Below are 25,679 nucleotides of genomic sequence, written 5' to 3'. Positions count from 1 at the left end.
GCCGTCACCTCCTACAGGATCTCGAACACCGCCCAGCACACCAGCATCGTGACAACGGCAGAGACACCGGTCATCAGCGTGTGCGGCACGAGCAACGAACGATTCACGGGAGCAACTCGGTTCATTCCGATATAAATCATGATCTCTGCCATGAACAGGAACATGGGGAAGAAGAGTGCTGTGAGGAGCCCACCCAGGCCAATTGTTACGGGCGTCGGGATGATGACCAGTATCAGGACCAACACCGTTAGTAAGAACAACGGATTGACCGCAACCCCGTATATCCTGCCCGCCGCCGCATACGACACCGGAACGTGGCGCAGATTCAATGCGAACTTGATGGCGAGGATACGGATGAACATCGCGATGGCGAAGACGATGGCCACGAGGAAGAAGGTCTGAATGAAGCCTCCGGCATCGAGCCGCGAGATGAAGCTAAAGATCGAATTGAGGAACTTGAGACTCTGACCGGCCAGAACCCCCGCGCCCAGTCCCGACGCGACCAGCGTGCCAATTATCGTAACGAGCCACGTGTGGCGGACAGATTCGACAGTTTTGAAAGCTTCCAACAGTTGCCCCGAGAAAATACGCTGGAAGATGGTCCACTGCGCTGCGGCAGCAGCAATGAACCCTCCGCTGCTCGCACCATCATTCTGCGTGGCGACGCCGTACGGTTCCTGTGCCGTAGCTGGAGCCGGGCCACCGGAAAGAGGCAGCCCACCGGAAGGAGCCGGGCCACTAGGCGGTACCTGACCGGCGACCGGTGTTTGTGGCCATGGCACTTGGCCGGTTGCACCCGCCGCATACGAAGGCGGCTGAACCGTGCCTGCGGGCTGCTCCGCCTGGGGCAGAGGGCTCGTGCCGACCGGCATTTGCGCGGTCGGTGCCTGAGTTACGTTGGCTACCCGATCCTGTGCCGCAGAGTCATTCGCCACAGGCAAGCGATCCGTAACCGTTTGATTCGTCGCCGCTACCTGCTCGGTGACAATTGGCTGCGTGGCGCCCGGTCGGGCAGAATCGGGTTGCTGTGCATCTGTTGCATTATTGGCGCTAGGAGTTGCCGTGTTTTCCGGCTTTTCTTGTGTGTTGTCGTCCATTGCTTTTACCTCACGAAATTGACCCAGGCTTCCGTACTGAATGAGTACGCCTAGAATCTCTGGCTATTCACACGCGAGCTCGCTACGCCCGCGACGTGTGGGGTGTGTGCTAGCCCATGTCACCATCTAGGCCTCACGCATCCATTTACTTCCTACACCTTTCCTGGTGATTCAACGGACATTTGTCATGCTACCCCAGCTTTCCCCTCACTCGCCGTGCCGCCCACATTACCGGGCACCGCCCGCTTCGCCAGGCACCGCCCGCTTCGCCAGACAGCGCCTGTTTCGCCAGACAGCGCTTACTAGGCATGGCACACCATGCCCCGTATCCTCACCGCCCTTTCTTTCTTCACGCCAATGTGCCCGCCCACAGTTTGAGATGGTGCACACAAACTATTTCGCGCCGATCCTAAAGCCATGTACGCTATCAAGTATTCCCGCAGACATGCGAGGAAACCGCCACCGCACCGGTGTATTATCGGCTGACGATACTTCCCGCGTGTAGGAGCAGAGAACTTCTTCGACACACGAATGAGAAGGGTCCCTCAATGCAGAGTGCTACGAAACCTCGTCATCGGATCGTGCCCGCAATCTTGCTAACACTTGTACTCGCATGTCTCGGCGCCGTCGGTATATCCACCGGTGCACGGGCGGCTACTATACCGATCACGGATGTACGGATGACGCCCGAAGACCCTGCCGGGCCCTCCGTTGGCTCATACGTGACAACCGAGGTCGACTGGCAGATCTCGAATCCCCAGCCGCGCGACAGCTTCCAACTGAGCCTACCCAACGGCTTTCTTTGGCAGGCCGCACCCTTCTTTGATTTAGCCACAGACGACGGCGAAGTCGTTGCGAGCTGCTACACGGCGGACGCCATGTTGTATTGCCATCTTGTAGAGGGCGTTCAAGCCTACGAGTCGATTACCGCCACTGTTCAAGCGCGAGCACTCATACTCCGGAGCGCCGTTGGAGAGTCACAGTTTACCGGCACCGCGACCGGCGTGCCGTACAGCGTTGAGCTCAGTTCACCGGTTGCGTATGAGCCCGCGCCGCGCCGTACAGAAAAAGTGGGATGGCTCGAGCGGATCACCGGCGACGACTATAACCTCTTCCGCGCGAATTGGAACATTGACATGACCGGCAGCACCGAATATGTCGTCAGCGATTCAGGCGTGCTATTCCTCGGCGCGATCCGATGCACATCAGCTGACGCCTGGGGAGTGGCTGACTACTACCCCGCCCCAACTGACCAGTCCGAGAACAGTGTCTCTTTCGCTGCTGAGAGCCCTGACCATGTGTGCCGTGTCTACGTCCAAACAACGGGCGGTCCGACCCAAACTAATACCGCCACCATCAACGGTGTGCCCTACGAGACAACGCTTGTATTCGACCCAACCGGTTCCGGCACCGTGCGGACCGTGGTCGCTTCAAATCCTGAACCAACATCTGCGCCAAGCTCGCAGCAACCATCTTCAGATCCCGTGACATCTGCGGCGGCGCCCAGTTCTTCCGCGACCACTGCTGCCACACAGACCACCACGGCGAAGGCCGCTCGCACGACCACGCTGGCACGTACCGGATTTAACCCGATTCCACTTCTGGTTGCGACGGCAACGGTTCTGTGCGGAACGCTGCTTGTCGCCACTGCCCGTCGAAAGGCAAGCACAGAGTAAGCTCATGGGACCTATGTCAAGACTCCCGGAGTCATAGCCGCACCCCGAGGCGTACCATGAAGAGACAGAATAGTCCGGTAACCAATGGAGGGCCGCATGAACAGTATCAACACCAATGAGCGACGTATTTCCCCGTGGAAGGAAGTCATCGGCTTCCTGTGCGTTCTTCTATTGGCACGAATCCTGGCCGGCCTGACGTATATAGAAGGAGCCGTCTTTTCTGCCGAATCCTGGCTCACACCGCGTAACTGGCTTGGACCGCTAGTGACCGCATTAATCACAGAGTATGCACATTTCTACTGGCTCCGTCACCGCGATTGATGCGGAGCCGTTCGGCTCGTGCGCAGTTGCGCTGCTAATGCGCCCGTTTCGCCTGCCACCAGCACCTGATGGAGTGTTCGTGCTTGAGCGAGTGGTTCATGATGTCCCTGTTTCGGGTGCCATCACCACCGGCGGCTTCACGCCGCAAAAGATAAGGGACCGGACTAGCGGCCTAGATTATTGCGGATTGCCAGACGGGTGGGTACCTCTGGAAGGTGCACCTGTGCCTCGCATGAGGAGTGGTTGGGGTTATGTAACACGGGAGTATTTCTAAGGGGACGGCTAGACGTCCAGGGATCACCAGGGTTGAGTGTTTAGACTAGGTTTATGACACACGCACAGGGCTCGATACGCGGATGGGGATACGAGGGGAAGTCCATCGAAGACCTTATCTGTGAGGCGGAGCGAGTACATGCGGACGTCGTCGTTGATGTTCGTATGACTCCCATTAGTAGGAAAAAAGGCTTCTCGAAGACGAGGCTCCGGGAAGCGTTGGAAGCTGCCGGTTTGTCTTACGTGCATATGCGAGAGTTAGGTAATCCGAAGGACAATCGCGCAGCGTTCGCCACCCCTGGAACAGCTGCAGCTGCGCGCGCATATCAGCGTTTCACTGACGAGGTCCTGCACACGCCTGAAGGGACAGCCGCGGTTCATTATATTGCGGATTTAGCGACCAATCAGACGGTTCTCGTTCTCTGTTTTGAGCATTACCATGAGCAATGCCACCGGCGACTTGTGATTGATGAAGTGACAGCGGTCCTCGCTGAGCATCAGAACAGTGTTGGTTGAGGCTCGTTATACGGGCCGAAAATGCCGAGTGCGAGGAAAGACTTCCGTTTGGTGCCCCGCGCTTGGTTTCCGACGATGATTTGAGTAGTTCTGCCTGGTTTGAATTTCTCGGTGATGAATTTTCGTATGACCTGTGCGTGCACGTAGTCGATGGTCGCGTCAGCTGGGATGCGGCGCTGTAACGCTGTTCCTTCCCAGTCTGTCAAGGAGATCGAGTGTCCGTTGCACGTGTCCTCATTCTTGCACGTGAAGTTGATGTGGATACGGTATCGGGGTGGTTCAAGTGGAGTTCGCGACGATGTGAACGTGGCGACGTCGAGGGTTGGTTGTGCCCACTTTTCGATGATCTCTCTTTCCCGCGGGGTCCATCCTGGGTGTGGCTCGATTGTGAGAGTGGGAATGTTTCGCGGGCGGACGACGGCGAGTGAGTGACCGTTCGCGTCATGGGTGATGTTGTGTTGAAGTGCGCATAGTGTCACTGGTGGGAAGTTGGCTAGGAGTGTTGCCCGCGTGTTCCAGTCTTTGTGGAGGCTGCCGATGATTTCTAGGTTGCCGTCGAGTCGAAGGCTTTCATTCCGTGCATCGTTTGATGGTGCTCGTACGGGGACACGAATGGTTTCGTACTTCTTGAATTGGTCGTGTCGTTCGAGGTCTCGGAATCTGACTGGGTAGAGGCGAACCCACCGGTAGGGGTTGTGGGCGATTCCTGCGACGCAGACGGTTTCTTCGTGCCTATTGGATGGTAGGGGTGTTGTTTTCACGACGATGGTGACGGTGATTGTGCGGCCCGTTTTGTCGAACTGGTAGGCCTTGATGATGTCTGGGCTGTAGTTCAGCATGTCATCCCTGGTTCTTACGGCGGCGTCGCCGGGTGTGTGTCCTTTCGCTGTTTAGTATGGCATGTGTTTCACACAGCCTGTTACTTTCCTAGGCGGCAAGCGGTCTGTCCATGTGGGTGCGTTGCCATGCGTGGATGAGGGATTGGGTGACGCCGAGTTCGACGGCGAGCAGGTACGGGTTGGGGCCGAGTAGGTGTTCTGCGGCCGCTTCGCGTGGTCTGTATTGTGCCGAAGCCCGATCTGCCCATGAGGGGTACCCTTCCGTGTCGTTGTTGCGGGGTCCCCTTCAGGGTGCCCCTCCCAGAGTCCCTTCCAGTCCCTATGAGTCCCTTCCAGTCCCTTTCTAGACTCTTGCCCCATTGGCGATAACGCTGTCATCACGCCGTAAAACGTTGGTGCCCCGCCGATTGCTCTGCGGGGCACCAACGGATTGCGGAAGGTAAGGGATTCGAACCCTTGGTGCGGGATCACCGCACAACGGTTTTCAAGACCGTCACATTCGGCCGCTCTGTCAACCTTCCTCAATGCCTATGACGGCATAACCATATTAGTCTACTCACCGGCGCATCGTGAAGCTTCGCCCGCCTCCTCGCCCACGAGCGGGGCATCCACTCTGCGGACATCTACGGAAGAATGCACTCTTGCACTCTTCTCACGCAAATGCGTGTATCGCAGCGCGAGCACCTCCAGCAGAGGAACCACCATAATCGCTGCCATGCCCGGCAACACGATGCCGGAGTCATTCAAGCACAGCGCCAAAGCCATGCACACGGCGACCGACACCAGGGAATCCCGCAGGGCCGGCACACGCTCCGACAGAGCTAGGTCGAAGCCCCTTACTCCCGTGCTCGTTGACTTGTCCGCAGGTGCCCCGCCCGCAGCGTCCACAGATACCCCGCGCACCGCATCCACCTTGTCCACTGACGTGACCCGCTCTACGGCCCCGACGGTCTGCGCCGTCGAGCCCATCGGCTCCGCCTCGGAAGTCTGGTCGGCACGCGCAACGCGCTGCACCGGACCGAGCCAACCCCACATGTTCACGCACCAGTTGCGCGCACCATTCCACCACGCCGGACGCCACTTCTGATCGATTGCTTTGCCATCCACGCCTAAGGCTGGACGCCGTCGCAACGTTTGGAACAGCGCCAGGAACAGCAGAAGCAATGCGGTCAACACCACCCAGCGGTGAGTCGAGGCGAACAATAGGCGGATGTTTGTCGCCAGCTTCCGCGAAATCACGTCGGTTAGTTCACCGTCGATAATGAACTGGACGAAGCGACCCAGATGCGTGCGTGACTCGGCCGGCCGCAACCAGTCCACGATCGCTAGAGCAGCCGCAATACCGCCGGTAACCACGACAATGCCAAGAACGCGCCCCACCGAAATCCGCGTCTGCGCTATAAGGAGCACAAGAACAATGAGTGCGGGCAGGAAGGATAGCACTCCCCCGAAATCGGCACCGAGGCTCGGCAGAGCATCAATCGCCGCAACGACAAGACCAATTGCACCCACGGTCAGCACCGCTGCCCACTTGCCGCGGAAAACTCCGACACCGCGATCTCGAATCCATGTGCCCAAGAAGGCGAGGCCAATCAACGTGCCCGCTGCAATCAGCGCATATGCCTCATTTCCGACGCCATAAAAACGCGCCGCCGTCAACAGATTAAAACCAATCGGCGAATCGGCCATCACACGCGAACCGAGAGCGGCATCCACTGTCAGCGACGCCGCAGTCACCCCCGCTATCACTACAAGTGGGGCCGGTAGCCACAAGCGTTGAAAGTTCAGTGCAATCACACCGATCCCGCCGGCCAATAGCCAGCTGCCACCCACAAGCGCCAGTTCTGCAGAGTCGGTATTCCACCAATGCAGCATGTCAACAATGAAACTAGCCAACGGAACCGCCGCAACGGTCAGCCCAGCAAGCATCCACGCTTCCCTTAGCCACCGGAAACGTAGCGTACGCCGATACACCGGCGCCGCGAGCAACACAAGCGATGCCAGGAAATACACGATGGCCGCCGTCGTCAACCAATGAACGAACCGGCCGCGCCAGGTACGAATCTTGCCCGAATGCAAGGCTTGATCATCTAGTTCACTCAATCGATCCGTGTAACACGCCTGATCGGGTGAACATGGCACCGCTACCGGATTCACGGTACTCATTGGCGTGCCACTGGCAATATTGTGGTCCGTTATTCCCAGCCAACTCAGAATGGTCGGGTCGAGATCTGCCAACTGGACGACACCGTCCTGCCGCACCGACTCGCTCCATCCAAGCCCGGGCACCAGCGCCATGTCATCGGTGCCGCTCGCCTCGGCTGACGGCACATCCGCCGCCACTAGGAGCTGCATGTAACTGGTGGTATCAATATCAACCACCGATGCCACCAGCACCCGTGTTCCTGCAGGAAGATCGCGCAGGATTGCCTCGACACGCCGCGTGTTAATCGCCGAGTAGATCCTTCGTTGCGGCGTTAACGTCGAACCATCCACTACATCCGGCGGATTCTCGGAACCTCCCTCGGTGGTATCAGGATCCTGCCCCGCAGCTCGGCGTTGCTCGATTTCCAGGAAATCCGCGATACGTGCAGCTTGGCGCTCGTCGTCGGAGGCGTAACTCTCCGCGTCGGCGTCAACGATAGTGAGGTCGTACTGGGACGCACTGCTGGAAACCAGCGCCGCCAACTCCATGTTCGACGTCGGCGCCACCTGATAGTTTCTCGGCGCCGTGCCGTCCGGGTTCGCCAATACGAATGCCGCGCCCGTTCCAATGGGTTGAGTGCTCACACCCTCCTCGGCCAAAATCGCCCCAAATGTCCCCAATGAGCCTTCCGAAGATGTAGCAGCCAGAGCGTCTTCGTACGCTTCCCAACTTTGGATGGGGAAGCCCCGGAACACGGTCGGACGCGGGCAGGTCGCTCGCGTTGCAAGCGCGCGCGGCGAAATCTGCCGCCCGGCGGACATGGCCAGCCACGAATCAACCGGGCACGCCGCCCCGCGAGTGGCAAGCGGAACAAGATTGGACATAATACCCGACGCCGCGTAGGCGGAGAGTTCCGGCGTAAGATCGCCATCGAGCTGATCCCATCGCAAACCACCGGTGAGGATCACGACGACGTGCTGCCTTTCCAGCGTCACGGCCTCCACGCCTTGCGCCTTCGCACTCTCCACGCCTTGCGCCTTCAAATCCTCGACACCTGCGGGTACTTCCGGAACCGACGTCCCGTCCCCGCCCGCAGCGGCCTTAGAGGAGGGTAGCGCTGCGATCTCAGCTCTGGTTACCGCTGCCGTAGAAAGAGGCGAACCTGCCCGCGTAGCTTCAGCACCCGGTGCCGACAAACCGTCAAATCCAGTCGCTCCCGTCAGGCACACGCAGAGGAGGAGCAGAAGGTTGAGGTATCGAGCACGCATACGGTACGCCGGGTGATGCCTCATACGTTCCTCCTCGGGATTGCGTCCAGTATATTCGGGCCACCGGGACGACTCGCGCGCAGCGAAACCGCCATTGTCGGCTGGTAGCAGCCATCTCCAGCCCGGCACTGATCCCTTAGCGTACGCCGACACGCTCTGCCTACAACTGCCGACTGGAACCGATCACCTCCACTCATGCCCCGCAACCACCGGATCAGTCCAGCAACAGCTCGAGCACATCGGCAAGTCCATCATTGTCCACATCGCGGGTCTGAGCGTTTGCCGCCTGAACAACACTATCCGCAGCACCACCCATGGCCACACCGACCCCGGCCCATGTCAACATGTCGATATCGTTACCGCCGTCACCCACCGCGAGAGTTGCCTGCAGGTCTACACCGAGTCGACTTCGAATCTCCTCGAGTGCCGACGCCTTCGATACCCCTCCTGGCGAGATGTCCAACCACGCGGTCCAGCCGATGGCGTACTCCACACCGCTGAGATCGGCTTCCTCAATGACTGCCGTCATTTCGGCCGGAGACATATCGGGCGCGCGAACCGTGAGACGAGTCGCCGTGGGAACCTGTTCTAATTCCGCGCGGGACATCACATAACTCGGACCTGTCAATTCTCCGGGCGGGAACTCTCCCGTGACCAGCCGCGCCCCGTCGAGTTGTTCCAACGCGATAAGCGCATCGGGAAGCAGTTCGCCAATTAACCGCACCTGGCGGCGTGGGTCGAAGGTGTGAGCCGCCAGCAGCGTATATTGCTCGGCAGGCACACCCGGCAGCGCGACCGCACCGAGCGATGGCACCTCCACTTCTCGCACGAGAGACACCGGCTCCCCCGAATCCGGCAGCAGCGAGCGCTCGCCCACCCCCACGGTAATTGCACCGTTTGAGCAGACGGCAACACCGCGGCTGATCTGCAATTGTTCCAGCACGAGGTTTGTCGCATGAATCCCACGGCCCGTAGCCAAGGTGATATGCGTGCCCGCCTCCAAATGGGCACAGATGGCCCCGGCAACTCGCTCCGACAAACTGGTGTCGTAGCGCAGTATCGTCCCGTCAATATCAAGGGCAACGAAGAGATCCGGTCCGGCACTCGGTAGCTCTGCCATCGCTGTGACCAGCTCCTTTTCCGGCTCCATCGCATAGCCGACGTGGCCATACGTCCTCCGGTTATCGGCAGGCGTGCAGTCGTAGGCGTCGTCGGTGAGCGGAAGTGTCACATTCATTTCCTGTCAACTGGTGCAATATGGTCGCGACCACCCAGATACGGGCGCAGTGCCTCCGGAACGTACAAGGTCCCATCGGCCTGCTGGTGATTCTCAAACAGCGCCACCAACCAGCGCGTCGTGGCGAGGGTGCCGTTCAGCGTCGCCGCGATACGATTCTCTCCGGTAGTCCGCTCCCGCACGTGAAGCCGCCGCGCCTGGTAAGTGGTGCAGTTCGACGTCGACGTGACCTCCATGTAGCGGTTTTGGGTCGGCAGCCAGGCCTCGCAGTCGAACTTCTGCGCAGCGGAGGAGCCAAGATCGCCCGCGGCGGTATTGATGACGCGGTACGGCAACTCCACCTTGTGCAGCATTTCCTCTTCCCAAGCGAGGAAGCGCTGATGTTCGTCCGCCGCATCCTCGATCCGGCAATAGGAGAACATCTCCACCTTGTTGAATTGGTGCACGCGGATGATTCCGCGTGTGTCCTTGCCGTAGGAGCCTGCCTCACGCCGGTAACACGATGACCAACCGGCATAGCGTATCGGCCCGTCCGACAGATCGACGATTTCATCCTTGTGGTATCCGGCCAGCGCGACCTCCGAGGTGCCCACCAAGTACTGGTCGTCCGCCGGTAGATAGTAAATCTCGTCCGAATGCGCGCCGAGGAACCCTGTGCCAGCCATAATGTCCGGATTGACCAGCGTGGGAGTGACCATGAGGGTGAAACCGTTGGCCTCCGCCTGATCGGCAGCCATTGTCAGCAGTGCTAACTCCAGGCGTGCACCCGCACCCTTGAGATAGTAGAAGCGCGCACCGGAAACCTTCGTGCCCCGCGCCATGTCGATGGCGTCAATACCTTCGGCCACGTCGAGATGATCAGCCGGGTCGAAACCCTCTGCAGCGAAGTCCCGCGGGGTGCCCACATGGCGCAGCACCTCATAATCGTCTTCTCCGCCGGCGGGAACACCATCCAGCACGATGTTCTGAATGGCTCGATTAGCTTCTTCATATGCCACGTTGGCTCGCGCGGCCTCCGCTTCGAGCGCCTTAACCCGTTCGGCGAGTTCCTTGGCCTGAGCCAGAATTACCGGCCGTTCCTCCGGGCTTGCCTTTCCGACCGAACGCGACAGTTCCTTCTGACGCGCTCGCTCGGACTCGAAAGTCTGCAATGCGGATCGCCGGGCGTCGTCGGCCGCCAGCAGAGCATCAACGGTCGACTCGTCATTGCCACGCCGCCGCTGCGACTCGCGCACGGCTTCAGGATTCTCGCGGACGAAACGGATATCAATCATGTACTCAAGGATACGTTGCCTCGGCGCCCCCAGCATCCCCACTTCAACTTCTGGTGACTACCCCACCTACTCATACCACGCGCCCTTCGGCTCCTGGCGGACTGCGCTGGTCGGCTGCGGGTAGCGGTCACAGTTCCAACCGAACGGATGGGTTCGATAAGGTACTTCCATGGTCACGCTTTGGATCTCGATCATCGCGCTGGCACTGGCGGTTATTCTCGCAACGCTGGTTACGATCATGCGGAAAGCAATGCGAGTAGACCGTGCACGGCTGCGCGCTTTGGAGCACACTGTCGCCGAGTTACAATCGGGCAACGGCCATGCTCCACACCGCAAAACGGGACCCGTCGTCGTCATATACAACCCGCTGCGCGCGAACGACCTGCATGACCTTCGTGAGATCATCATTCAGACTGCCGGGGACGCCGGCCTGGGTGAACCCGTCTGGATACCTACCACCGCTCAGGACGCGGGCGGCGGGCAGGCACGAAGGGCCCTCGATCTGAATCCGAGCGTCGTCATTGCAGCCGGTGGCGACGGCACTGTGCGTCAAGTAGCCGGCGCATTGGCGGGCACCGGCGTCCCCTTGGGCATCATGCCCATTGGCACCGGTAACCTATTGGCGCGCAATCTCGGAATACCGCTCGATTCCGAACGCAATATGGCATCTGTTGCGATCACCGGGCGCACTCGCCGTATCGATATCGGGTGGATGAATGCACCTGTCATGAGCCAGGAGGAACGTGCACAACTCACCGCTTCTGTACCCGATGCTGTACCTTTCGAGGGCACAGTTCCCTTCGTCGTCATTTCGGGTATCGGATTCGACGCCAAGGTCATGAGCGACACCAATGCACGGCTCAAACGCAGCCTGGGGTGGATCGCCTACATATTCTCGGGGTTGCGACATCTGAGCGGCGAGCGCCTGCACGCCACAATCATTACCGGCAGGGACGGCACGCCTGGCGCTGACACTTCAAGCTACGCCGACGATACCGGTGTACAGACCGAGGCACGGTCGATCATGTTCGCCAACTGCGGCCGCCTTCCCGGCGGTTTCGTCGTCGCACCCGAGGCACGCGTGGACGACGGTTGGCTCGATATCGCGGTGATGAATACGCGCGGCGGCCTAATCGGCTGGGGAGACCTGGTCCGGCGGGCGGGAACGCAAAGCGTTGGCGAGACGCGAGGCGCCCTACCGGAAGCAGGCAACATCAAGTTGCGCCGAACCCGGCAGGTCACGGTAACGACGAGTCGCCCGGAACAGGTGGAGGCGGATGGCGATCTACTCGGATTCGCCCGCCACGTCAGCGCTTGGGTGGAAGAGGGGGCTCTCGCCGTCCGCGTGATGTAACAGCCGCTGGTGGCAATGCCACCAGTCGCATCACGGCCGGTCGCATTGCCGGAGCTTGCAGTAGCGTGCTTCGCGCTACGCGGGATCTCCTTCATGCAGAGTTCGTCGCCCGAGCAGACCAGCCACCCAACGTCGTCCCGAAATGAAATCAGTATCGGAGGTGCCGGGACGAGGCCGTATCTGTTTACCCACTGCCGAAGGATAAGAACCTAGGAAGGTTACCCTCGGGCATACGCGATGCAAACCGATCAGCACCGCCTGGATACGTTCGTCCTCCAAATGCCCCTCGGCATCAATGGAGAAGGCGTAGCGGCCAAGCGCGTCCCCAATGGGGCGTGATTCGATGCGCGAAAGATTAACTCCTCGCGTTGAGAACTGTTCCAACATGGAAAGCAGCGCGCCCGCCTCATCGCTAGGCAGCTGCACCATCAACGTCGTCTTGTCCGCACCGGTACGTTCGGGCTGTGCTCCGGGCAGACTCACCATGATGAAGCGGGTAATCGCATTCTGATTATCAGCCACATCGTTGGACAGCGAGGACAACCCGAACATGTCACATGTTGGAACCGGGCAGAGCGCGGCATCGAATCCGGGCGTCTCCTCCCCAGAGGCGAGCATCTCAGCTCCGGCGGCGGTTGATGTGGTAGGCACATGAATCGCACCGGGAATATGCTCTGCAATCCATCCGCGGCATTGCGCCCAAGCATGCGGATGCGTGGCAATACGGTGAACCTCCTCCAGCCGCGTGCCGGGACGCACCGCCAAGGCGAATCGGATGGGCACCAACATCTCCGCTTTTATTTCCAGTGGGGTGCCCTGCGTCAAGGTGTCAAGGGTGGCATTGACTCCACCCTCAACGGAATTCTCGATGGGGACGACGGCGTAATCGGCCTCGCCGTCGCGAACCATGTTGAGCGCTGCCGGCACATCAACAGCGGGGATCAGCGTTGCATCCTTTTCCGCAACTTGATTGACGGCCTCATTGCAGAAGGTGCCGCGCGGGCCCAGGAAAGAAAAACGCAGAGACCCGGACTGCTCGCCCATATCAACCTCCCTCAGGCCGCCCGTATAGCGGCAATGTCATCACTGTACCCGCCATCGGCGTGCTCGTGCAGCACAGCGCCGCGACAAGCCACACACACGTAATGGTGCCGACGACGCGCATTTCACCGTCCAGCCCATAAACCTGCTTGTCCGCGTCATATGGGCCTCGCCGTGCGAGCAATCCAGATTGTCCGCGCACAACCCACTTGCCCACAACATATGGGCCCCATTCGGCTACATTGGCACGGGCGCGGAGCCCCCGATCCACGACGCACCGCCTTATTCCACAACGGGCGCGATGACACCCCACTGCAGCAAGGAAAAGGATTCGCGGTACTCTGTATCCATGGTCGTAGCACGATTCAGGCATGGCGCACTGGCTCTTCTGTGTGCCCTCCTGCTGTGGACCATCCACGCGAGCGCTGCCGCTGCCAGCGCTTCCACCGTCACACATCCCGCTGCCAGCGCTTCCACCGTCACACATCCCGCTGCCAACACTGCCGCTGCAACCACCAAGAACGACGGCCCATCTGGCACCGGACCCGTCGTCGTCGTCGGCTTCTCCGGCGTATTGTGGAACAACTTGAGCGCCGAGACCACCCCGCACTTGTGGAAGTTCATTGATCGCGCCGGCAACGCGAATATCGTGGTGCGGACGGTCGGGGAAACAACTTGCCCAGCGGCCGGGTGGCTGACGCTCAGCGCCGGTCAACGCACCACCGATGCGACGGGTGCCTGCGAGATTATTCCATCACCGGAACACACCGAGTCCGGACTTCATATTCCCGGCTGGGGCGCTTTACGCAACGCCAATGAGCAATCGTCTTACCAGGCGGAAATTGGCCTTTTGGGTGACGAAATCGCCGGAGTAGATGCGCTGGCCATCGGTCCCGGGGCCGCACTGGCCCTCGCTCAGTCAGACGGCGTGTTAAGCACCGATTACGTGGATGTCGACCCACTTCCCGGCTCCACCGAGGACGCACCACACCAGGATACAGCCCGTGATGCTGCGGCAGACGCCTACAAGGAAGCAGCGGCGGGCAAGGACCTCATCGTTGTCGATCTGGGAGCGGTCCGCTACCCCGACGCGTTGCTGGAACCCACCGGTTCGACACAGCCCGCAGAAACCTCTTCCGCGTTTGAAAAAATGCGTTCCGCCTTCGCTCCCGCCGCCGAAGTTCCCGACGACGTCGACGCGGAGATTGCCGCACTGGACGCACGTTTCGGCGCACTGCTGGAGCAAATCGAGGCTGTAAGCCCTAATGCAACCGTCATTGTCACCTCGGTTGGGGATAGCCAAGAGATCACACCACAACTGGGCTTTTTTGCGGCTGTCGGCCCGCGGATTGACACCTCGGGTACTACTCAGGCGCGGTTGATCAGTTCTGACGCGACCCGGCAACTTGGCCTCATCCAACTGACGGACCTCCTTCCCACCCTTTTGACCTGGATCGACCCGCAGTCCCCCGCCCTGGAACACACCGTGGGATCCGCGCTGATTGCGAGTTCTGACAGTATCGGCTCGGGTGCCGACGCCGCTGCGACGCTGGTAGACGACCAAGTCCGTTCGCAGACGGTCCGGCCCCTCGTCGGCCCCTTCTATCTGGTCATGTTGCTGTGTGTCGGCATCATGGTAATTCTGATCCCGCTACGTCTGCGCTACGACGACGGCGTCGAGTCACGTCGCTTCCTCATCCAGTTCGGCACATGGACCGCATCGCTGCCCGCCGCCTCACTGCTGGTGAATCTGCTGCCGTGGTGGCGTTTTGCCAACCCGGCGTTGGGGCTCTTCGGTGGCATTGTTCTGATCGCGACCATCATGGCCGGAATAGGCCTATTCAGACGGTGGAGAGATCCTGCGGCACCGCTGGTGGTGGTCTCTGGCGTCACAGCGGCGACTCTCGCTATCGACGTTGTGGCCACCGGAGGTGCGGGCTATCCCTTGCAGCTGGCATCCCTTCTGGGAACACAACCGCAGGTAGGTGGTCGCTTCTACGGCCTGAGCAATGCGACATTCGCAATGTTCGCGGTTAGTCTTCTGCTGGTGACAGCCTACGGTGCTGAACGGCATATTCGCCGCGGTAATCCCCGGCGGGCAGGACTGGTCGTGCTCAGTGTCGCCGCAGTGGCCGTGCTTCTGGATGGGTCGCCGTCGCTGGGCGCCGACTTCGGCGGACCGCCCGCCCTCATCGTCGGTTTCACCCTCTTGGCGATCCTCGTCTGGCGTATTCCTTTGACATGGCTTCGTGTGTTGGCAATCCTCGGCGCGGGCTTCGCCGTGTCACTCGGTTTTTCCTTCATCGACTATCTGCGTCCGCCCGAACAACGCTCGCATATGGGCCGGTTCATTCAGTCGCTTCTCGACGGCGGCGGATTTGAAGTCATTTCCCGCAAGCTATCGCAATCGTTCTTCAACCTGCCTTGGACCGTGGTGGCCTTTCTCATTGCCATTGTCGCGGTGGTGGTCACTATTGCTTGGCGAGTGCATGTACAACATCGAGGTCGCTCCGCGTCGCGTGCCGAGGCCGCTGATTCAAGTTCCGGGTCCTTCGTAGCGGCGGACGCGAGCGTGCACGCTGACGCAGTCGGAGATCCCACCCCCTCGTCGCGTCACTTCCAAGGCGCGCAGGGCAGTGCCACGCCTCAGCAGGCCAGTGCCACGCCTCAAACGGGCGATGCCGATGCCACCACCAGCAGATCCTTCCGCACTGGGCCCTTCATGGCGGCTTGGCGTGACCTGCCATTGCTGCGCGAATCAATAGTCGCCGTGGGGGCAACCCTCGCTGTCGGATTCTTCATCAACGACTCGGGGATCGTGGTTCCCACGCTCGGGGCGATTGTGGCGATCCCCCTCTGGGCCGCCCTGGTCGCGAGGTACGCGGATGCGCGGAGCGCTACGCCGTCGGCACCTCGAAAGAATTAAACGGCTGAAACTCTTCGACTGGTATCCCGTGGCGCAGACTCCCGGCTACGCGCACTCGGCGTAGCCTCCGCTTCGCAACCGCGATACGCACATCTTTGTACTGGTACGCCCGGTGCAGTTGACCGGACAAATCATTTGCCGTAGCGCGATGCCGCAAATTGCACTCCACTTCCTGCAGGGTATAGCCGGCAACAAGCAGATCGATGGTCATACCCACCTCCACGCCCCAGCCGGCCGCCAAAGGAAGTGCCGCCTCGAAGGCTGCACGGGTCAGGCAGCGTTGACCGGAAAGTGGAGCGCGCGGAGTCCAGCCGGTTGCACGCTCGATTGATGTTCTGGCGAGCCCGACCACGAATCCATGCCCGCCGGCTCCCTCCTGCGGTGGAAGGGCTGCAATCGTGCAATCAACAACTCCGCGGGCAACCGGCTCGACCAACGGCGCAGTCTCTGTAGCCGAATCGCCCAAGTCGGCGTCGATGAAAAGTAGAAGGCGGCTGGGATGACCCTCCCTGTCACGCATGGCGACGGCGGCGGCTCCGCTTTCCATGGCTGCCGCCTTGCCACGATTCGCGGAGTGACGCACGGTGGTTGCCCCGGCCGCACGGGCAATCTCCTGCGTGTTGTCGGAAGAACCGTCGTCGACCACCACAACAAGATCGACGTGCGGGATGGTGCGTGCCGCACGGATGGTCGCTTCAATACGATCCGCCTCATCTTTGGCGGGGATGACGACGGCAACATTCTGATCAGATTCGGTCACGCTATCTACCCTATAGGCAGCAGGCGGTCGGAATCCCGCGAAACACAGTCCGGTTCATGACCATCCGCTTCGCAGCTACCAGGCGCGTGGCCCATTCCGGTGAGTGCAGGAACAACGGAGTATTGCCAGGTGCTTATCGCAATGTCACCTGCCGAGAGACGATCCCTGCTCGTGCACGCTTCTCGTCCGCCGTCAACGGTTCCGTGGAGGAGATGGCAGCGTCGAGCACAGAGGCAAACTCCGCTAGAGGTTGCACCAATTCGTCGGCCTCCGAGCCGGGCTGCAACTCCCAGACCGGGATCAACAAGCCCTGTGCCCGGAAGGCGCCAACAAAGCGTGACTCGTCGAAAGTGCATTGACCTGCCACACGCAGGCGCGCCAGTCCATCGAGTACACGGTCTCGCGGCTCCGGTCGCACCCAGCGCAGGAACTCACGAGACATGCGGCACCAGTAGGCGCCGGGGACGCCGTCTACCGCAGCGGTCGGCACCAATTGTTCACGAGAGGAGCGAAGCGCATCTCGATTATCTGGCTTCGCTGCCTCCTCTGGCGTCATCCAGAATGTTGGCTCCTCATACAGCGTGAAGGTCTCGAAGCTCTCCAGGTCCAGAACATCCTGCATCCGCGGTCCCGGCTCGGGCTGCTCGGGCATGTGGAAAGTCTCGCCAGCTTGCAGTTCCAGCCCGGCGATAATACGGGCGGCAATATCGAGGGACGCATCACCCGAATGCATGACGGTCTGCATGGCGACCAGGAGCACGCCATCCTCCCTGCGAATTGCCGCCGCCATCCCGGGGAGGATACTCGCCAGCGTCAGCTGGGCACTACCGTATTCCTCAGTGGTTCGCACGTCCACGGTGGCCAGCGGCAGAATCTCCCGCATGGCAACCAATTCCATTTCCAGCGGCAGACCCTCGAAAGGTCGCTCCACAAACGGGATAACAACGCGTTTGGGTTTAGTGGTTGCTGATGCTCGGTTCTGTCGGGTATTGCGGCGCTTCTTCTTCGACATTGCTTTCCTTCGTCGTTTGTTCGAGATTCGGTCCGTGGTTCGCGTCCCAAGCGGCGTGCCCCGGTCGGCGCACCCCAAACGGCAGTTCGCGACTCGGTACTCAAGCCACGTGCCGGTCATTAACTCACCCCTGAGTCGTTCACTAACGATTCGGGGCCAGGCAACGAGTTGATTGTAGGTTCACGACGCGGTGGCGAGTGTACAACCCAGTTGCCTTCAATTCACCATTCGCCCGTCAGTTTACGACGCCGTACAAACGGTCGCCCGCATCACCCAAACCGGGAACGATATAGCTGTTTTCATTCAGGCCCTCGTCAACTGCGGCGACGACGATTGAGACGTCGGCGCGGTCACCAACGGCCGCTTCGACGGCCGCGATACCTTCAGGAGCGGCTAGGATACACACGCAGGTCACTTCACGTGCCCCGCGTTCCAGCAGGTAGTTGATCGAGGCGACGAGCGTACCCCCGGTGGCAAGCATCGGATCGAGGATGTAGCACTGGCGGCCGGAGAGGTCATCGGGTAGACGGTTCGCGTATGTAATGGCCTCCAGCGTCATTTCATCGCGCTTCATTCCCAGGAATCCGATCTCGGCCGTCGGCAGAAGCTTTGCCATGCCTTCCAGCATTCCCAGACCTGCGCGCAGAATCGGAACGACCATCGGGCGTGGTTTTGCCAGTTTCACGCCGGTCGTGGGAGCCACCGGAGTCGTAATGTCAACGGCGTCCACACTCACGTCCCGAGTTGCTTCGTAGGCAAGCAGTGTGACCAGTTCATCAACGAGCTGACGGAACACCGGCGACGGGGTGTTCTGGTCACGCAGAAGAGTCAGTTTGTGTGCCACCAATGGGTGCTCAATGATCTGGGTACGCATAGCTCAAACTTACCAGCGAGGAGGGGACTGCGCTGCCACGTCGAATGATCCACTAGTACGACGTCGAAGAAATCCGGCACGGCCATCGCCGCCGGACCGCCACTTATCAAGTCGACCGAGCCGTACGACGACGTCGAACACACGCACTGCCGTACGAACGGACCGCGTTGCCTCGTCGAGGTTCTCGGCCCGTTGGAAACCGGTAGGCTGGCCGTGATGTATGAGCTGGAAGAAGCATGGATCGGCGAGGCACTGTCAATCGCCCAACGCACACAACAGAGCGGCGATATTCCGGTTGGCGCTCTCGTGGTCCGCAATGGCGAGGTTATTGGGCGCGGGTGGAACACTCGGGAGGCCCACGCCGATCCCGTCGGCCATGCCGAAATCAACGCCCTTCGGCAGGCGGCCAACACCATCGGCCAGTGGCGCTTGGATGACTGTGAACTATACGTAACGTTGGAACCGTGCACAATGTGCGCGGGTGCGATTGTTCTGGCGCGAATCCGACGAGTCGTATTCGGCGCCTGGGATCAGAAGGCGGGCGCCGCGGGATCCGTGCGCGATGTGCTGCGCGACCCGCGCCTCAACCACCAGGTTGAAGTGGTCGGAGGGATCCGCGAGGAAGAATGCACCACTGTGCTGCGTGCTTTTTTCGGAAGATCGGACACCTAACAGGCACGCCTTCCGGCCCACAGCGCCACATCCTACGCCGTCTGGCAATCAGCATCTGGCCAGACGGCCCCGACCCTTCTGGCCGTTCAGCGCGCGGCCCACTAACTCCGCCACACCACGGCACGCACGCCACACCCATCCGCCGGTCACGAAACCACAGCCATGCTCAAACAGCGGGCCGGACTACCTTCAACTGAGGGAATCCACAACCATATCGGCTCCAGCCGTACGAAATTCGCAGCCATACTGATGCAACCGTATGAAGTCGCAGCGAGACGAAAATGTGTGCTATTGCAACGGCTTGCGACTCGCACGCTCCCTGCCTGTTCTGTACAATACATGACGGTAGCGTGTCCGAGCGGCCGAAGGTGCAGCACTCGAAATGCTGTGTGGTTAATAGCCACCGCGGGTTCAAATCCCGCCGCTACCGCCACATGCCGGGATTCCGTTGGAATTCCGGCATTCGTTTATCTCGGACCATCAAGGATTGCGAGTCTCTCCCGCGTCGTGGTGTGCGACGCCGCCAGACCAGTGCGGTTTGAGACGGCGAACTGTCATGCAAACGGGAATGACGGTCAGGTAAGTGCCCCTTCACCAACGTACCGCCGTCACGCCAGCCCGTCTAACTGGTCCCCACGTCTGACAACAAATGCCGTTCGCGCCTAGCTGGCCGTCAATGCCTGCTTGATGCCGTTCGCGCCTGATGCCTCCCGCACCTGATTGACGCCAGCCCGTCAAACTGGGCCGTCCACGTCCAACTGACGCCGCCCTGTCTAGCTGATAGGCAAAGTGATCACGGTGCTTGTCCCCACCCCGAGTCTGGAACTCAATGCGGCGCTGCCGCCGTGCCGCGACACGATCGTCTGTACCAACGCCAAGCCCAATCCGTAGCCGGGGCGACTGCGCGCATTCGCCGCTCTAGAAAGCTCCGCCCATACCGTAGGCACTTCCTCCGCCGGGATACCGATTCCGGTATCTGCCACCTCCAGTGTCACAGTTCCCTGCCGCTGGCTGCCGCGTATCTCAATCACGGCGCCTTCGTCGGTGTATTTTGCGGCGTTGGATACAAGGTTGTAGATCGCCGAGTACAACAGGTCGCCGTCGCCGCGCACCGTCGGCAACGGCCAGGGCGCCTCCGGGAAAGTCACATCGAAAGCACGCGTCTCCCCGCGAGCCGCCAATTCCTGCTCGACTGCTGCAACGGCGTCGCGAGTCGTTTCCTCAATATCAACATCCTCAATGCTCAGCGGAGCGGTTTCCAGGTCCGAGAGCTTGCGCAGATCCGTCAGCAACCGACTCATTCGCTGCGACTGGGTGTCGATAATGGCCCGGCTCTGTGCGGAGTCCTCCCCGCTTGCCGCGGCACGCATGGCGGTGAGCGGGTTCTTCAGTTCGTGGTCGAGGCGCTGCAGGAACTGCCGGTGGGCGACGCGGCGGGCTTCTTCTCCTGCCACACATCCCTGTTGAAAATGTTCCCGGAATCGCCACCGGATCGCGACGACTGCGACTATCAACAGGCTGGTCATTATCCCGAGTTCCGCGAGCAGACCGGGAAAAGTGATCGAGATATTGAGGCGTCGTCGCTCACCCGACAGGTACCACATAACAGCGCCTACCGCCGTCACCAACGCGGGAAGGAGGCACAGCAAGATCATTCGTACACGTGGAACGCGGCGCGACGGCGCCATGGGATGCGTCGATTGTTGGCTCATACCAGGTTCCTTCCGCTTCGCTGTGCGTTCCTCTGTAGGCTCCGCCGTGTCGTGTCGGAGCCGGGCGCCACCAAAGCGAGGGTGCGATCACGCCCGCCCCTGTGCCGCAGTGAAGCACTGAATCCGGAATGCAAGGCGCCTCTCACGAGTGCACCTTCCCAATGAAGCGATAGCCGACGGAGGGAACAGTCTCGATGTACTGCGGATGTGTTGGGTCATCCCCAAGAACTCGACGTATTTCCCTGATGCGATGGTCGACTGCCCGCGTCGAACTCACGAAGTCGATACCCCACAGTGCTGCCAAGAGACGCTCACGGGTATGCAATTCATTCGGGTGAGTCATGAGGTAGTCCAGCACTAGAGATGCCTTCGGGGTGAGTACCAACTCGCGTTCGCCAAGGTAAGCCCGGCGGGCCGTGCGGTCCACCACAAGTTCGCCGCATACCAACCGCTCCGCTGCCGAAAGCGGCTTGGGCGCGTTGTTTCCAACGCCCGCACTTCTCGCACTGCGGCGCAATACCGCCCGGATGCGAGAAACGAGTTCCTGCGGGTCGAACGGTTTGGAGAGGTAATCATCGGCCCCCTCATCCAGGGCGGCAGATCGCTCGTAGGAGACATCGATTTGGGTAAGAAGAATAACCGGTGTCCACCCACCCTGGCTGCGGATACGGCGAACCATTTCTCGACCATCCATAACCGGCATAAGGACATCGCTGACCACAATATCCGGTCCCAGCTCCTCGTGGCACGCCAGACCTTCTTCACCGTTGGCAGCTATGTGAACAGTGAAGCCTGAGCGCTCAAGGTAGGGAGCGAGCGCGTCGGTGATGGCTGCCTCGTCGTCGACAAGAAGAACGACCGGCTTGTCCGCCCGTCGCGGTGCACCTGTATTCACGGACATTGCGCCCCTCGCTTGGAAATGTCGATATCGTGCTCATCATATAGGTGTGGCTGGGAGGAGTGCATTCCTCTCAGCCACACCTAGTAGTTGCTGCTGCGGTCGCGCACAGCTGACGCGTTGGGCCCGCACTACCTTTGCGCCCACACATTACTTCTGTGCGCCTGCACCAGTTGGGCGGGCCGGCGTTAGTTGTGTGGTCGACCGCAGAGCCGACTCGCTGCCCCGCGAGCGCTTTCATGAACCTCACGAGGCAGAAGCGTCGTCACTCAGCCCGCCGGATAGTGTTATTCGTGCCAAGCTCAGAACCGACAGTCGGCTCGGAAACATCTGACCACACAATGGTGTTGTCTGAGCCTGTGAACTGCACGGTGCCGATTTCCTCGCCAAACACTTTCACATTGCTACCTGTGATACTGAGGACCGATATGTCTTCGGCCAACACTGTCACATTCGCACCGAGAATATTGAGTGATTCACAATCACCCTTGATGGTGATGACGGTGTCAGACTCGGTGATATTGACCGATGGACCACCATTAATTGTCTTCTCGGAAGAAGCGGCCGCCTCCAACCACTCCGGGTCGGTGATGTCGTTCGTATCCGCCGCATCGGGAACATCGGTGGTGTCATTGTCCGCGTCGTCGGCGTCGTCATAGCCGTTATCCACGTTGGTAACATCGCCATCGATTTCCGTCGTCTGCACGTTGTCACCCTTGATGGTTGTGCCCGTGTCAGAGGAAACCGTTGTCTGGGTATCCTTGGCATCGTCACTCACGTTGGTGGAGCACCCCGTGGCAATCAGGGCGAATCCGCCGAGGAGCACGAAGCCCTGCAGTAAACGCTTGCGTGGAAGCTGTCGAGTCATGATCTTTATCCTTCTTGTATTCGGGCGGTGATGCCCTACGGGTTCTGCTGAGCAAGCGGCCGAGTATTCAGCCACCCAGCCCAGGGCCCCTGAGTTGGGTGAGAGAAGATCAAACCTGCTTGTTCGTTCGAACGAGCAGGTCGCGAGTTCCCTCGTTGCACAATCGAGCTTACACACCGGATTTAGCAGTCTTGTCGCATGGCTGTCGCAACTTGGCGACATTCGCCGCATAGGCTCTGACCAGCAATGTATAGCCTCTGACCAGCACAAATGCTCCCACGTCGCGCAGAATACACCCCCTAGGTGGACTGGCGGGGGCGCATCACGCTATTCTTGGACTACTTGGAGACGTCGCATAGTCTGGTCGAGTGCGCCTTCCTGCTAAGAAGGTAGGGGCTGAAAGGTCCCTCGCGGGTTCAAATCCCGCCGTCTCCGCCAGAGGCACGGTACCCCGTCGAGCAATCGGCGGGGTATCAACGTTTTACAGCCCACAATCGGCCATATATCCGCGATTCGGCACACCCCGCCATGACGCACGGAAACGCAGGGAAACGAACCGAGACGAAATCCGAAGGGGTACCCTAAGGGGTACCACGGCGAAAGGGTACCCCTTATGACACGCTCGACCTTCGGCTCAGTACAAACGACGCGAAGCGGCCGATACAGGGGCCGCTACCGGAAAAACGGTAGAGACTACTACACGCCAACACAAGTGACGAAGTCCGCTGTACGCGCAGACCTCACCCGAGTGCACGCCAGCATCCTCAACGGCACGTGGACACCGCCCGACGGTGGAACGCTCACCGGCCCATCACCCACACTCGCCGCATGGCGCGACACGTGGATCAGCATGCTCGAAGCCAGTGACTACTCCCCTAACACGGTCCGCGCTTACCAGTCACAGTGGAATGCGCATATCGTCCCCGATCTCGGCCCTGATACGCGGCTCGCCCAGATCACCACGGGCATGATCCGGGAGTTCCTCGAAGCATTGCAGGGCACGGTTAGTCCCGCGACGGTTGGGAACATTGCACGTGCCCTGTCGGCCGGGCTGTCGGCGGCGCATACGCGCGGCGTCCTTCCCACGATGCCAGAGTTCCCGCCCGGGTGGATGCGCCGCGTGGCACGTCGTGACGGGTCCAAGATGATCGCCTACACGGCGGCCGAGTTAGACCGGCTCATCGCCGCCGCACCGCCACGGTACAAGGCCGCTCTCGTCCTCGGCTCCTACGGGTGCCTACGCGCCGGAGAGATCGCCGCGCTACGCCGCGACGATATTACCGACGGCGGGTGCATGGTCCGTGTCGATCAGACCACGAAGCGCGGCCCTGGCGGACTGATCACGGTTGGGCCGCCAAAGAGCCGTGCCGGTTATCGGACGAACGCGCTCGCACCGGCTCAGGGCCGGATTGTCGCCGAGCATCTGAACCAGTTCGTCGCGCCCGTCCCGGACGCTCTACTGTGGACCGCGCCGCTACGGGACGGGCATATTTCCACCCGTGCCCTGTTGAACATTTACCAGCAGGCGTGCGAGAACGCGGGCCTGCCGGTTGGACGGTTCCACGATCTGCGGCATTCCGGCCTGACCTTGTACGGGCAGGCTGGCGCGACACTTGCGGAACTCATGGCACGCGCCGGGCATTCGGACGTGAACACGGTGATGATCTATCAGCATGCGGGCGCGGAGCGCGACCGGATACTCGCGGACAGGATGACCCGCGGCTAGCCTCGTGCCCAGTGCGTCGTCACGGGGATGCCTTCGAGGCGTAGTCCGAGCCGAATCGCCTGCACCATCGCGATATGTTCCCGTTGAGTCATACCGGCCTCGTCGTAGTGCATCTGCCAGTCAGCGTGTAGGGTCATGTCGACGTCCTGCAGGTCGCCGGTGGCGGCGATGTCGGCGACGTCTTCAATGCGTGCGGCGACCATATCTAACCATTCGTCTTCCCACGCGGTGATTTCCTCGGCGACGCCGTCGGGGATTGGTCGTTCGTCGTGCTCCCAGTCGTTGAGTGTTTTCGTGGTCACGTGGAGACGACGGGCGGCCTCGTTTTTTGAGATGCCCATCGTCTCCCGGATCGCGAATAAATCCGCGCCAGTCATCACTGTTCGCGCGCCTCGATTGTGAGGGTCCCATCGTCGAATCGGATTGTGCCAGTCTCGGTGTATCCGGCGATGACGCCGTCGAGGCTTTCGGCGATCCACATCGTCTCATCAACTGTTTCACCGTCGCGCTCGTAGGAGTAGTCATACGCGGCGGGATTACAGCCGGCGGCGGACGCGCGGCGTCCCCGCACGTTCGAGATATCAGCCTGTCTGGTCAGGTGCTCTGCGTAGGCCTGCGCTAGGCCGTTCATCGTCATGGTTGTCATGGCTTGTCTCCTTGTCCTAAGTGCCAGCATATCGTGGCTAGATTGATCGTATGGGATGGTGCGACACAAAATGCGGCGGAAACCGACAATCCCGGCCCCATGTGGGGCCGGGCGGTGCCGATTTAGTCGTCCTCCGACTCTGCGATTCGTTCTTTGAGGTCGTCGATCAGGTGCGAAATTTCTGACTTGGTCATGTTTTCGAGCCAGTCGGCTACCGAGCCGGACCGCTGGCGCATGGTTGCGCCGAGTACCTTAAATAATGCGTCCATGTAGCGTGTCTGGAATCCGGCCTTGTCGAGCAGCGACATCGCGTAGCTGACCTGGCGGGGTGTAGCGGTGTATGATGCCATGATTAAAAAGTTCCTTTCTGCCCCGGCCCTCGCGGGCCGGGGCATCGTATTAGTTGAGCGGTTAGGCGATCTGGCAGGCCTCGAGCATCGCGGCGAGGTCGTCATCCTCGATTGCATACCGCATGTGGAGGCGGAGCGCGGGCCGGTTGAGATTGAAGAGGTCATCGGTGAAGGCCATGCCGTTCGCATGTAG

At 60.5% G+C, this 25,679-nt stretch carries 23 protein-coding genes and 3 tRNA genes; 9 read left to right on the top strand and 17 right to left on the bottom strand.

Features of this window, described 5'->3' with window-relative positions:
• Positions 1 to 11: 11 nt before the first annotated feature.
• Entirely contained in the window at positions 12 to 1,097 is a 1,086-nt protein-coding gene (locus tag EKN07_RS06325; protein WP_126145934.1) for a hypothetical protein, read from the bottom strand.
• 680 nt (positions 1,098 to 1,777) lie between these two features.
• Here EKN07_RS06325 and EKN07_RS06320 point away from each other — a divergent pair.
• From EKN07_RS06320 to EKN07_RS06310, 3 genes are all read left to right on the top strand, one after another.
• Entirely contained in the window at positions 1,778 to 2,773 is a 996-nt protein-coding gene (locus tag EKN07_RS06320; RefSeq protein WP_126145933.1) for a hypothetical protein, read from the top strand.
• A 96-nt stretch (positions 2,774 to 2,869) separates the two neighbouring features.
• On the top strand, positions 2,870 to 3,094 hold the full coding sequence (locus tag EKN07_RS06315) for a hypothetical protein (protein ID WP_126145932.1): 225 nt from the start codon (positions 2,870 to 2,872) through the stop codon (positions 3,092 to 3,094).
• A gap of 327 nt (positions 3,095 to 3,421) precedes the next feature.
• On the top strand, positions 3,422 to 3,883 hold the full coding sequence (locus tag EKN07_RS06310; protein ID WP_126145931.1) for a DUF488 domain-containing protein: 462 nt from the start codon (positions 3,422 to 3,424) through the stop codon (positions 3,881 to 3,883).
• Here the strand turns inward: EKN07_RS06310 and EKN07_RS06305 are convergent.
• From EKN07_RS06305 to serS, 5 genes are all read right to left on the bottom strand, one after another.
• Positions 3,865 to 4,722 carry a hypothetical protein gene (locus tag EKN07_RS06305; RefSeq protein ID WP_126145930.1) on the bottom strand — a complete coding sequence of 286 codons (858 nt, stop codon included), beginning with the start codon at positions 4,720 to 4,722 and terminating at the stop codon, positions 3,865 to 3,867. The genes EKN07_RS06310 and EKN07_RS06305 overlap by 19 nt on opposite strands.
• A gap of 433 nt (positions 4,723 to 5,155) precedes the next feature.
• Positions 5,156 to 5,243 (bottom strand) — tRNA-Ser (locus EKN07_RS06300).
• Between the two features lie 31 nt (positions 5,244 to 5,274).
• Positions 5,275 to 8,160, bottom strand: a complete 2,886-nt coding sequence (locus tag EKN07_RS06295) for a DMT family transporter (protein WP_126145929.1) — start codon at positions 8,158 to 8,160, stop codon at positions 5,275 to 5,277.
• 190 nt (positions 8,161 to 8,350) lie between these two features.
• Positions 8,351 to 9,367 (bottom strand): HAD family hydrolase, encoded by a 1,017-nt coding sequence (locus tag EKN07_RS06290; RefSeq protein WP_241228147.1) that lies wholly within the window; start codon positions 9,365 to 9,367, stop codon positions 8,351 to 8,353.
• A gap of 2 nt (positions 9,368 to 9,369) precedes the next feature.
• The gene (gene serS, locus EKN07_RS06285; RefSeq protein WP_126145928.1) at positions 9,370 to 10,647 is read right to left on the bottom strand and encodes a serine--tRNA ligase; all 1,278 of its coding nucleotides are present in this window, start codon (positions 10,645 to 10,647) and stop codon (positions 9,370 to 9,372) included.
• A gap of 169 nt (positions 10,648 to 10,816) precedes the next feature.
• Here serS and EKN07_RS06280 point away from each other — a divergent pair, with 169 nt between their 5' ends.
• Positions 10,817 to 12,001 (top strand): diacylglycerol kinase family protein, encoded by a 1,185-nt coding sequence (locus tag EKN07_RS06280; RefSeq protein WP_126145927.1) that lies wholly within the window; start codon positions 10,817 to 10,819, stop codon positions 11,999 to 12,001.
• 75 nt (positions 12,002 to 12,076) lie between these two features.
• Here EKN07_RS06280 and pheA read toward each other — a convergent pair whose 3' ends face one another.
• Together pheA and EKN07_RS06270 are read right to left on the bottom strand one after the other, a co-directional pair.
• Complete coding sequence (gene pheA / locus EKN07_RS06275; RefSeq protein WP_126145926.1) at positions 12,077 to 13,045, bottom strand: prephenate dehydratase; 969 nt, start codon at positions 13,043 to 13,045, stop codon at positions 12,077 to 12,079.
• Position 13,046: 1 nt separating this feature from the next.
• Positions 13,047 to 13,313 (bottom strand): hypothetical protein, encoded by a 267-nt coding sequence (locus tag EKN07_RS06270; RefSeq protein WP_126145925.1) that lies wholly within the window; start codon positions 13,311 to 13,313, stop codon positions 13,047 to 13,049.
• A 78-nt stretch (positions 13,314 to 13,391) separates the two neighbouring features.
• Here EKN07_RS06270 and EKN07_RS06265 point away from each other — a divergent pair, with 78 nt between their 5' ends.
• The gene (locus tag EKN07_RS06265) at positions 13,392 to 15,968 is read left to right on the top strand and encodes a hypothetical protein (protein WP_126145924.1); all 2,577 of its coding nucleotides are present in this window, start codon (positions 13,392 to 13,394) and stop codon (positions 15,966 to 15,968) included.
• On the opposite strand, the gene EKN07_RS06260 is transcribed toward EKN07_RS06265, so the two are convergent.
• The 3 genes from EKN07_RS06260 to upp all read right to left on the bottom strand — a co-directional run bounded on the left by EKN07_RS06260 (position 15,940) and on the right by upp (position 18,614).
• A complete protein-coding gene (locus EKN07_RS06260; RefSeq protein ID WP_108714794.1) occupies positions 15,940 to 16,728 on the bottom strand; it encodes a glycosyltransferase in 789 nt (262 codons plus the stop codon). The two genes, EKN07_RS06265 and EKN07_RS06260, sit on opposite strands and share 29 nt — an antisense overlap.
• Before the next feature lie 133 nt (positions 16,729 to 16,861).
• Positions 16,862 to 17,740: a DUF5926 family protein gene (locus EKN07_RS06255; RefSeq protein WP_108714793.1), complete on the bottom strand. Its 879-nt coding sequence runs from the start codon at positions 17,738 to 17,740 to the stop codon at positions 16,862 to 16,864.
• Positions 17,741 to 17,975: 235 nt separating this feature from the next.
• Positions 17,976 to 18,614: a uracil phosphoribosyltransferase gene (upp, locus tag EKN07_RS06250; protein WP_108714792.1), complete on the bottom strand. Its 639-nt coding sequence runs from the start codon at positions 18,612 to 18,614 to the stop codon at positions 17,976 to 17,978.
• 216 nt (positions 18,615 to 18,830) lie between these two features.
• Here upp and tadA point away from each other — a divergent pair, with 216 nt between their 5' ends.
• Together tadA and EKN07_RS06240 are read left to right on the top strand one after the other, a co-directional pair.
• A complete protein-coding gene (gene tadA / locus EKN07_RS06245; RefSeq protein WP_126145923.1) occupies positions 18,831 to 19,286 on the top strand; it encodes a tRNA adenosine(34) deaminase TadA in 456 nt (151 codons plus the stop codon).
• Between the two features lie 344 nt (positions 19,287 to 19,630).
• Positions 19,631 to 19,719, top strand: a tRNA-Ser gene (locus EKN07_RS06240).
• A 340-nt stretch (positions 19,720 to 20,059) separates the two neighbouring features.
• Here EKN07_RS06240 and EKN07_RS06235 read toward each other — a convergent pair.
• The 3 genes from EKN07_RS06235 to EKN07_RS06225 form a co-directional block, all read right to left on the bottom strand.
• Positions 20,060 to 20,998, bottom strand: a complete 939-nt coding sequence (locus EKN07_RS06235; RefSeq protein WP_240611309.1) for a HAMP domain-containing sensor histidine kinase — start codon at positions 20,996 to 20,998, stop codon at positions 20,060 to 20,062.
• Positions 20,999 to 21,140: 142 nt separating this feature from the next.
• A complete protein-coding gene (locus tag EKN07_RS06230) occupies positions 21,141 to 21,899 on the bottom strand; it encodes a response regulator transcription factor (RefSeq protein ID WP_108714790.1) in 759 nt (252 codons plus the stop codon).
• Positions 21,900 to 22,161: 262 nt separating this feature from the next.
• Entirely contained in the window at positions 22,162 to 22,764 is a 603-nt protein-coding gene (locus tag EKN07_RS06225; RefSeq protein ID WP_164546617.1) for a DUF3060 domain-containing protein, read from the bottom strand.
• Positions 22,765 to 23,108: 344 nt separating this feature from the next.
• Between EKN07_RS06225 and EKN07_RS06220 the strand changes: the two genes are divergently transcribed.
• A tRNA-Ser gene (locus tag EKN07_RS06220) sits at positions 23,109 to 23,202 on the top strand.
• 175 nt (positions 23,203 to 23,377) lie between these two features.
• The gene (locus tag EKN07_RS06215) at positions 23,378 to 24,490 is read left to right on the top strand and encodes a site-specific integrase (RefSeq protein ID WP_126145921.1); all 1,113 of its coding nucleotides are present in this window, start codon (positions 23,378 to 23,380) and stop codon (positions 24,488 to 24,490) included.
• Here the strand turns inward: EKN07_RS06215 and EKN07_RS06210 are convergent.
• The 3 genes from EKN07_RS06210 to EKN07_RS06200 all read right to left on the bottom strand — a co-directional run bounded on the left by EKN07_RS06210 (position 24,487) and on the right by EKN07_RS06200 (position 25,486).
• Positions 24,487 to 24,867, bottom strand: a complete 381-nt coding sequence (locus tag EKN07_RS06210) for a helix-turn-helix transcriptional regulator (protein WP_164546616.1) — start codon at positions 24,865 to 24,867, stop codon at positions 24,487 to 24,489. The two genes, EKN07_RS06215 and EKN07_RS06210, sit on opposite strands and share 4 nt — an antisense overlap.
• Positions 24,867 to 25,136, bottom strand: coding sequence for a hypothetical protein (locus EKN07_RS06205; RefSeq protein WP_126145919.1), 270 nt, complete (start codon positions 25,134 to 25,136; stop codon positions 24,867 to 24,869). Before EKN07_RS06205 ends, EKN07_RS06210 begins: the two co-directional genes overlap by 1 nt.
• Positions 25,137 to 25,258: 122 nt before the next feature.
• The gene (locus EKN07_RS06200; RefSeq protein WP_126145918.1) at positions 25,259 to 25,486 is read right to left on the bottom strand and encodes a hypothetical protein; all 228 of its coding nucleotides are present in this window, start codon (positions 25,484 to 25,486) and stop codon (positions 25,259 to 25,261) included.
• Positions 25,487 to 25,679: the final 193 nt, after the last annotated feature.

It is taken from the genome of Actinobaculum sp. 352, from assembly GCF_003957265.1.
GTDB lineage: Bacteria > Actinomycetota > Actinomycetes > Actinomycetales > Actinomycetaceae > Asp313.
The sequence above is the reverse complement of the archived record's forward strand: the minus strand, read 5'-3'. Positions and strand labels throughout refer to the sequence as shown.

Coding starts and splice junctions, on each gene's coding strand:
- EKN07_RS06325 (WP_126145934.1), bottom strand. CDS start 1,097: ATGGACGACAACACACAAGAAAAGCCGGAAAACACGGCAACTCCTAGC.
- EKN07_RS06320 (WP_126145933.1), top strand. CDS start 1,778: ATGACGCCCGAAGACCCTGCCGGGCCCTCCGTTGGCTCATACGTGACA.
- EKN07_RS06315 (WP_126145932.1), top strand. CDS start 2,870: ATGAACAGTATCAACACCAATGAGCGACGTATTTCCCCGTGGAAGGAA.
- EKN07_RS06310 (WP_126145931.1), top strand. CDS start 3,422: ATGACACACGCACAGGGCTCGATACGCGGATGGGGATACGAGGGGAAG.
- EKN07_RS06305 (WP_126145930.1), bottom strand. CDS start 4,722: ATGCTGAACTACAGCCCAGACATCATCAAGGCCTACCAGTTCGACAAA.
- EKN07_RS06295 (WP_126145929.1), bottom strand. CDS start 8,160: ATGAGGCATCACCCGGCGTACCGTATGCGTGCTCGATACCTCAACCTT.
- serS (WP_126145928.1), bottom strand. CDS start 10,647: ATGATTGATATCCGTTTCGTCCGCGAGAATCCTGAAGCCGTGCGCGAG.
- EKN07_RS06280 (WP_126145927.1), top strand. CDS start 10,817: ATGGTCACGCTTTGGATCTCGATCATCGCGCTGGCACTGGCGGTTATT.
- pheA (WP_126145926.1), bottom strand. CDS start 13,045: ATGGGCGAGCAGTCCGGGTCTCTGCGTTTTTCTTTCCTGGGCCCGCGC.
- EKN07_RS06265 (WP_126145924.1), top strand. CDS start 13,392: ATGGTCGTAGCACGATTCAGGCATGGCGCACTGGCTCTTCTGTGTGCC.
- EKN07_RS06255 (WP_108714793.1), bottom strand. CDS start 17,740: ATGTCGAAGAAGAAGCGCCGCAATACCCGACAGAACCGAGCATCAGCA.
- upp (WP_108714792.1), bottom strand. CDS start 18,614: ATGCGTACCCAGATCATTGAGCACCCATTGGTGGCACACAAACTGACT.
- tadA (WP_126145923.1), top strand. CDS start 18,831: ATGTATGAGCTGGAAGAAGCATGGATCGGCGAGGCACTGTCAATCGCC.
- EKN07_RS06235 (WP_240611309.1), bottom strand. CDS start 20,998: ATGAGCCAACAATCGACGCATCCCATGGCGCCGTCGCGCCGCGTTCCA.
- EKN07_RS06230 (WP_108714790.1), bottom strand. CDS start 21,899: ATGTCCGTGAATACAGGTGCACCGCGACGGGCGGACAAGCCGGTCGTT.
- EKN07_RS06225 (WP_164546617.1), bottom strand. CDS start 22,764: ATGACTCGACAGCTTCCACGCAAGCGTTTACTGCAGGGCTTCGTGCTC.
- EKN07_RS06215 (WP_126145921.1), top strand. CDS start 23,378: ATGACACGCTCGACCTTCGGCTCAGTACAAACGACGCGAAGCGGCCGA.
- EKN07_RS06210 (WP_164546616.1), bottom strand. CDS start 24,867: ATGACTGGCGCGGATTTATTCGCGATCCGGGAGACGATGGGCATCTCA.
- EKN07_RS06205 (WP_126145919.1), bottom strand. CDS start 25,136: ATGACAACCATGACGATGAACGGCCTAGCGCAGGCCTACGCAGAGCAC.
- EKN07_RS06200 (WP_126145918.1), bottom strand. CDS start 25,486: ATGGCATCATACACCGCTACACCCCGCCAGGTCAGCTACGCGATGTCG.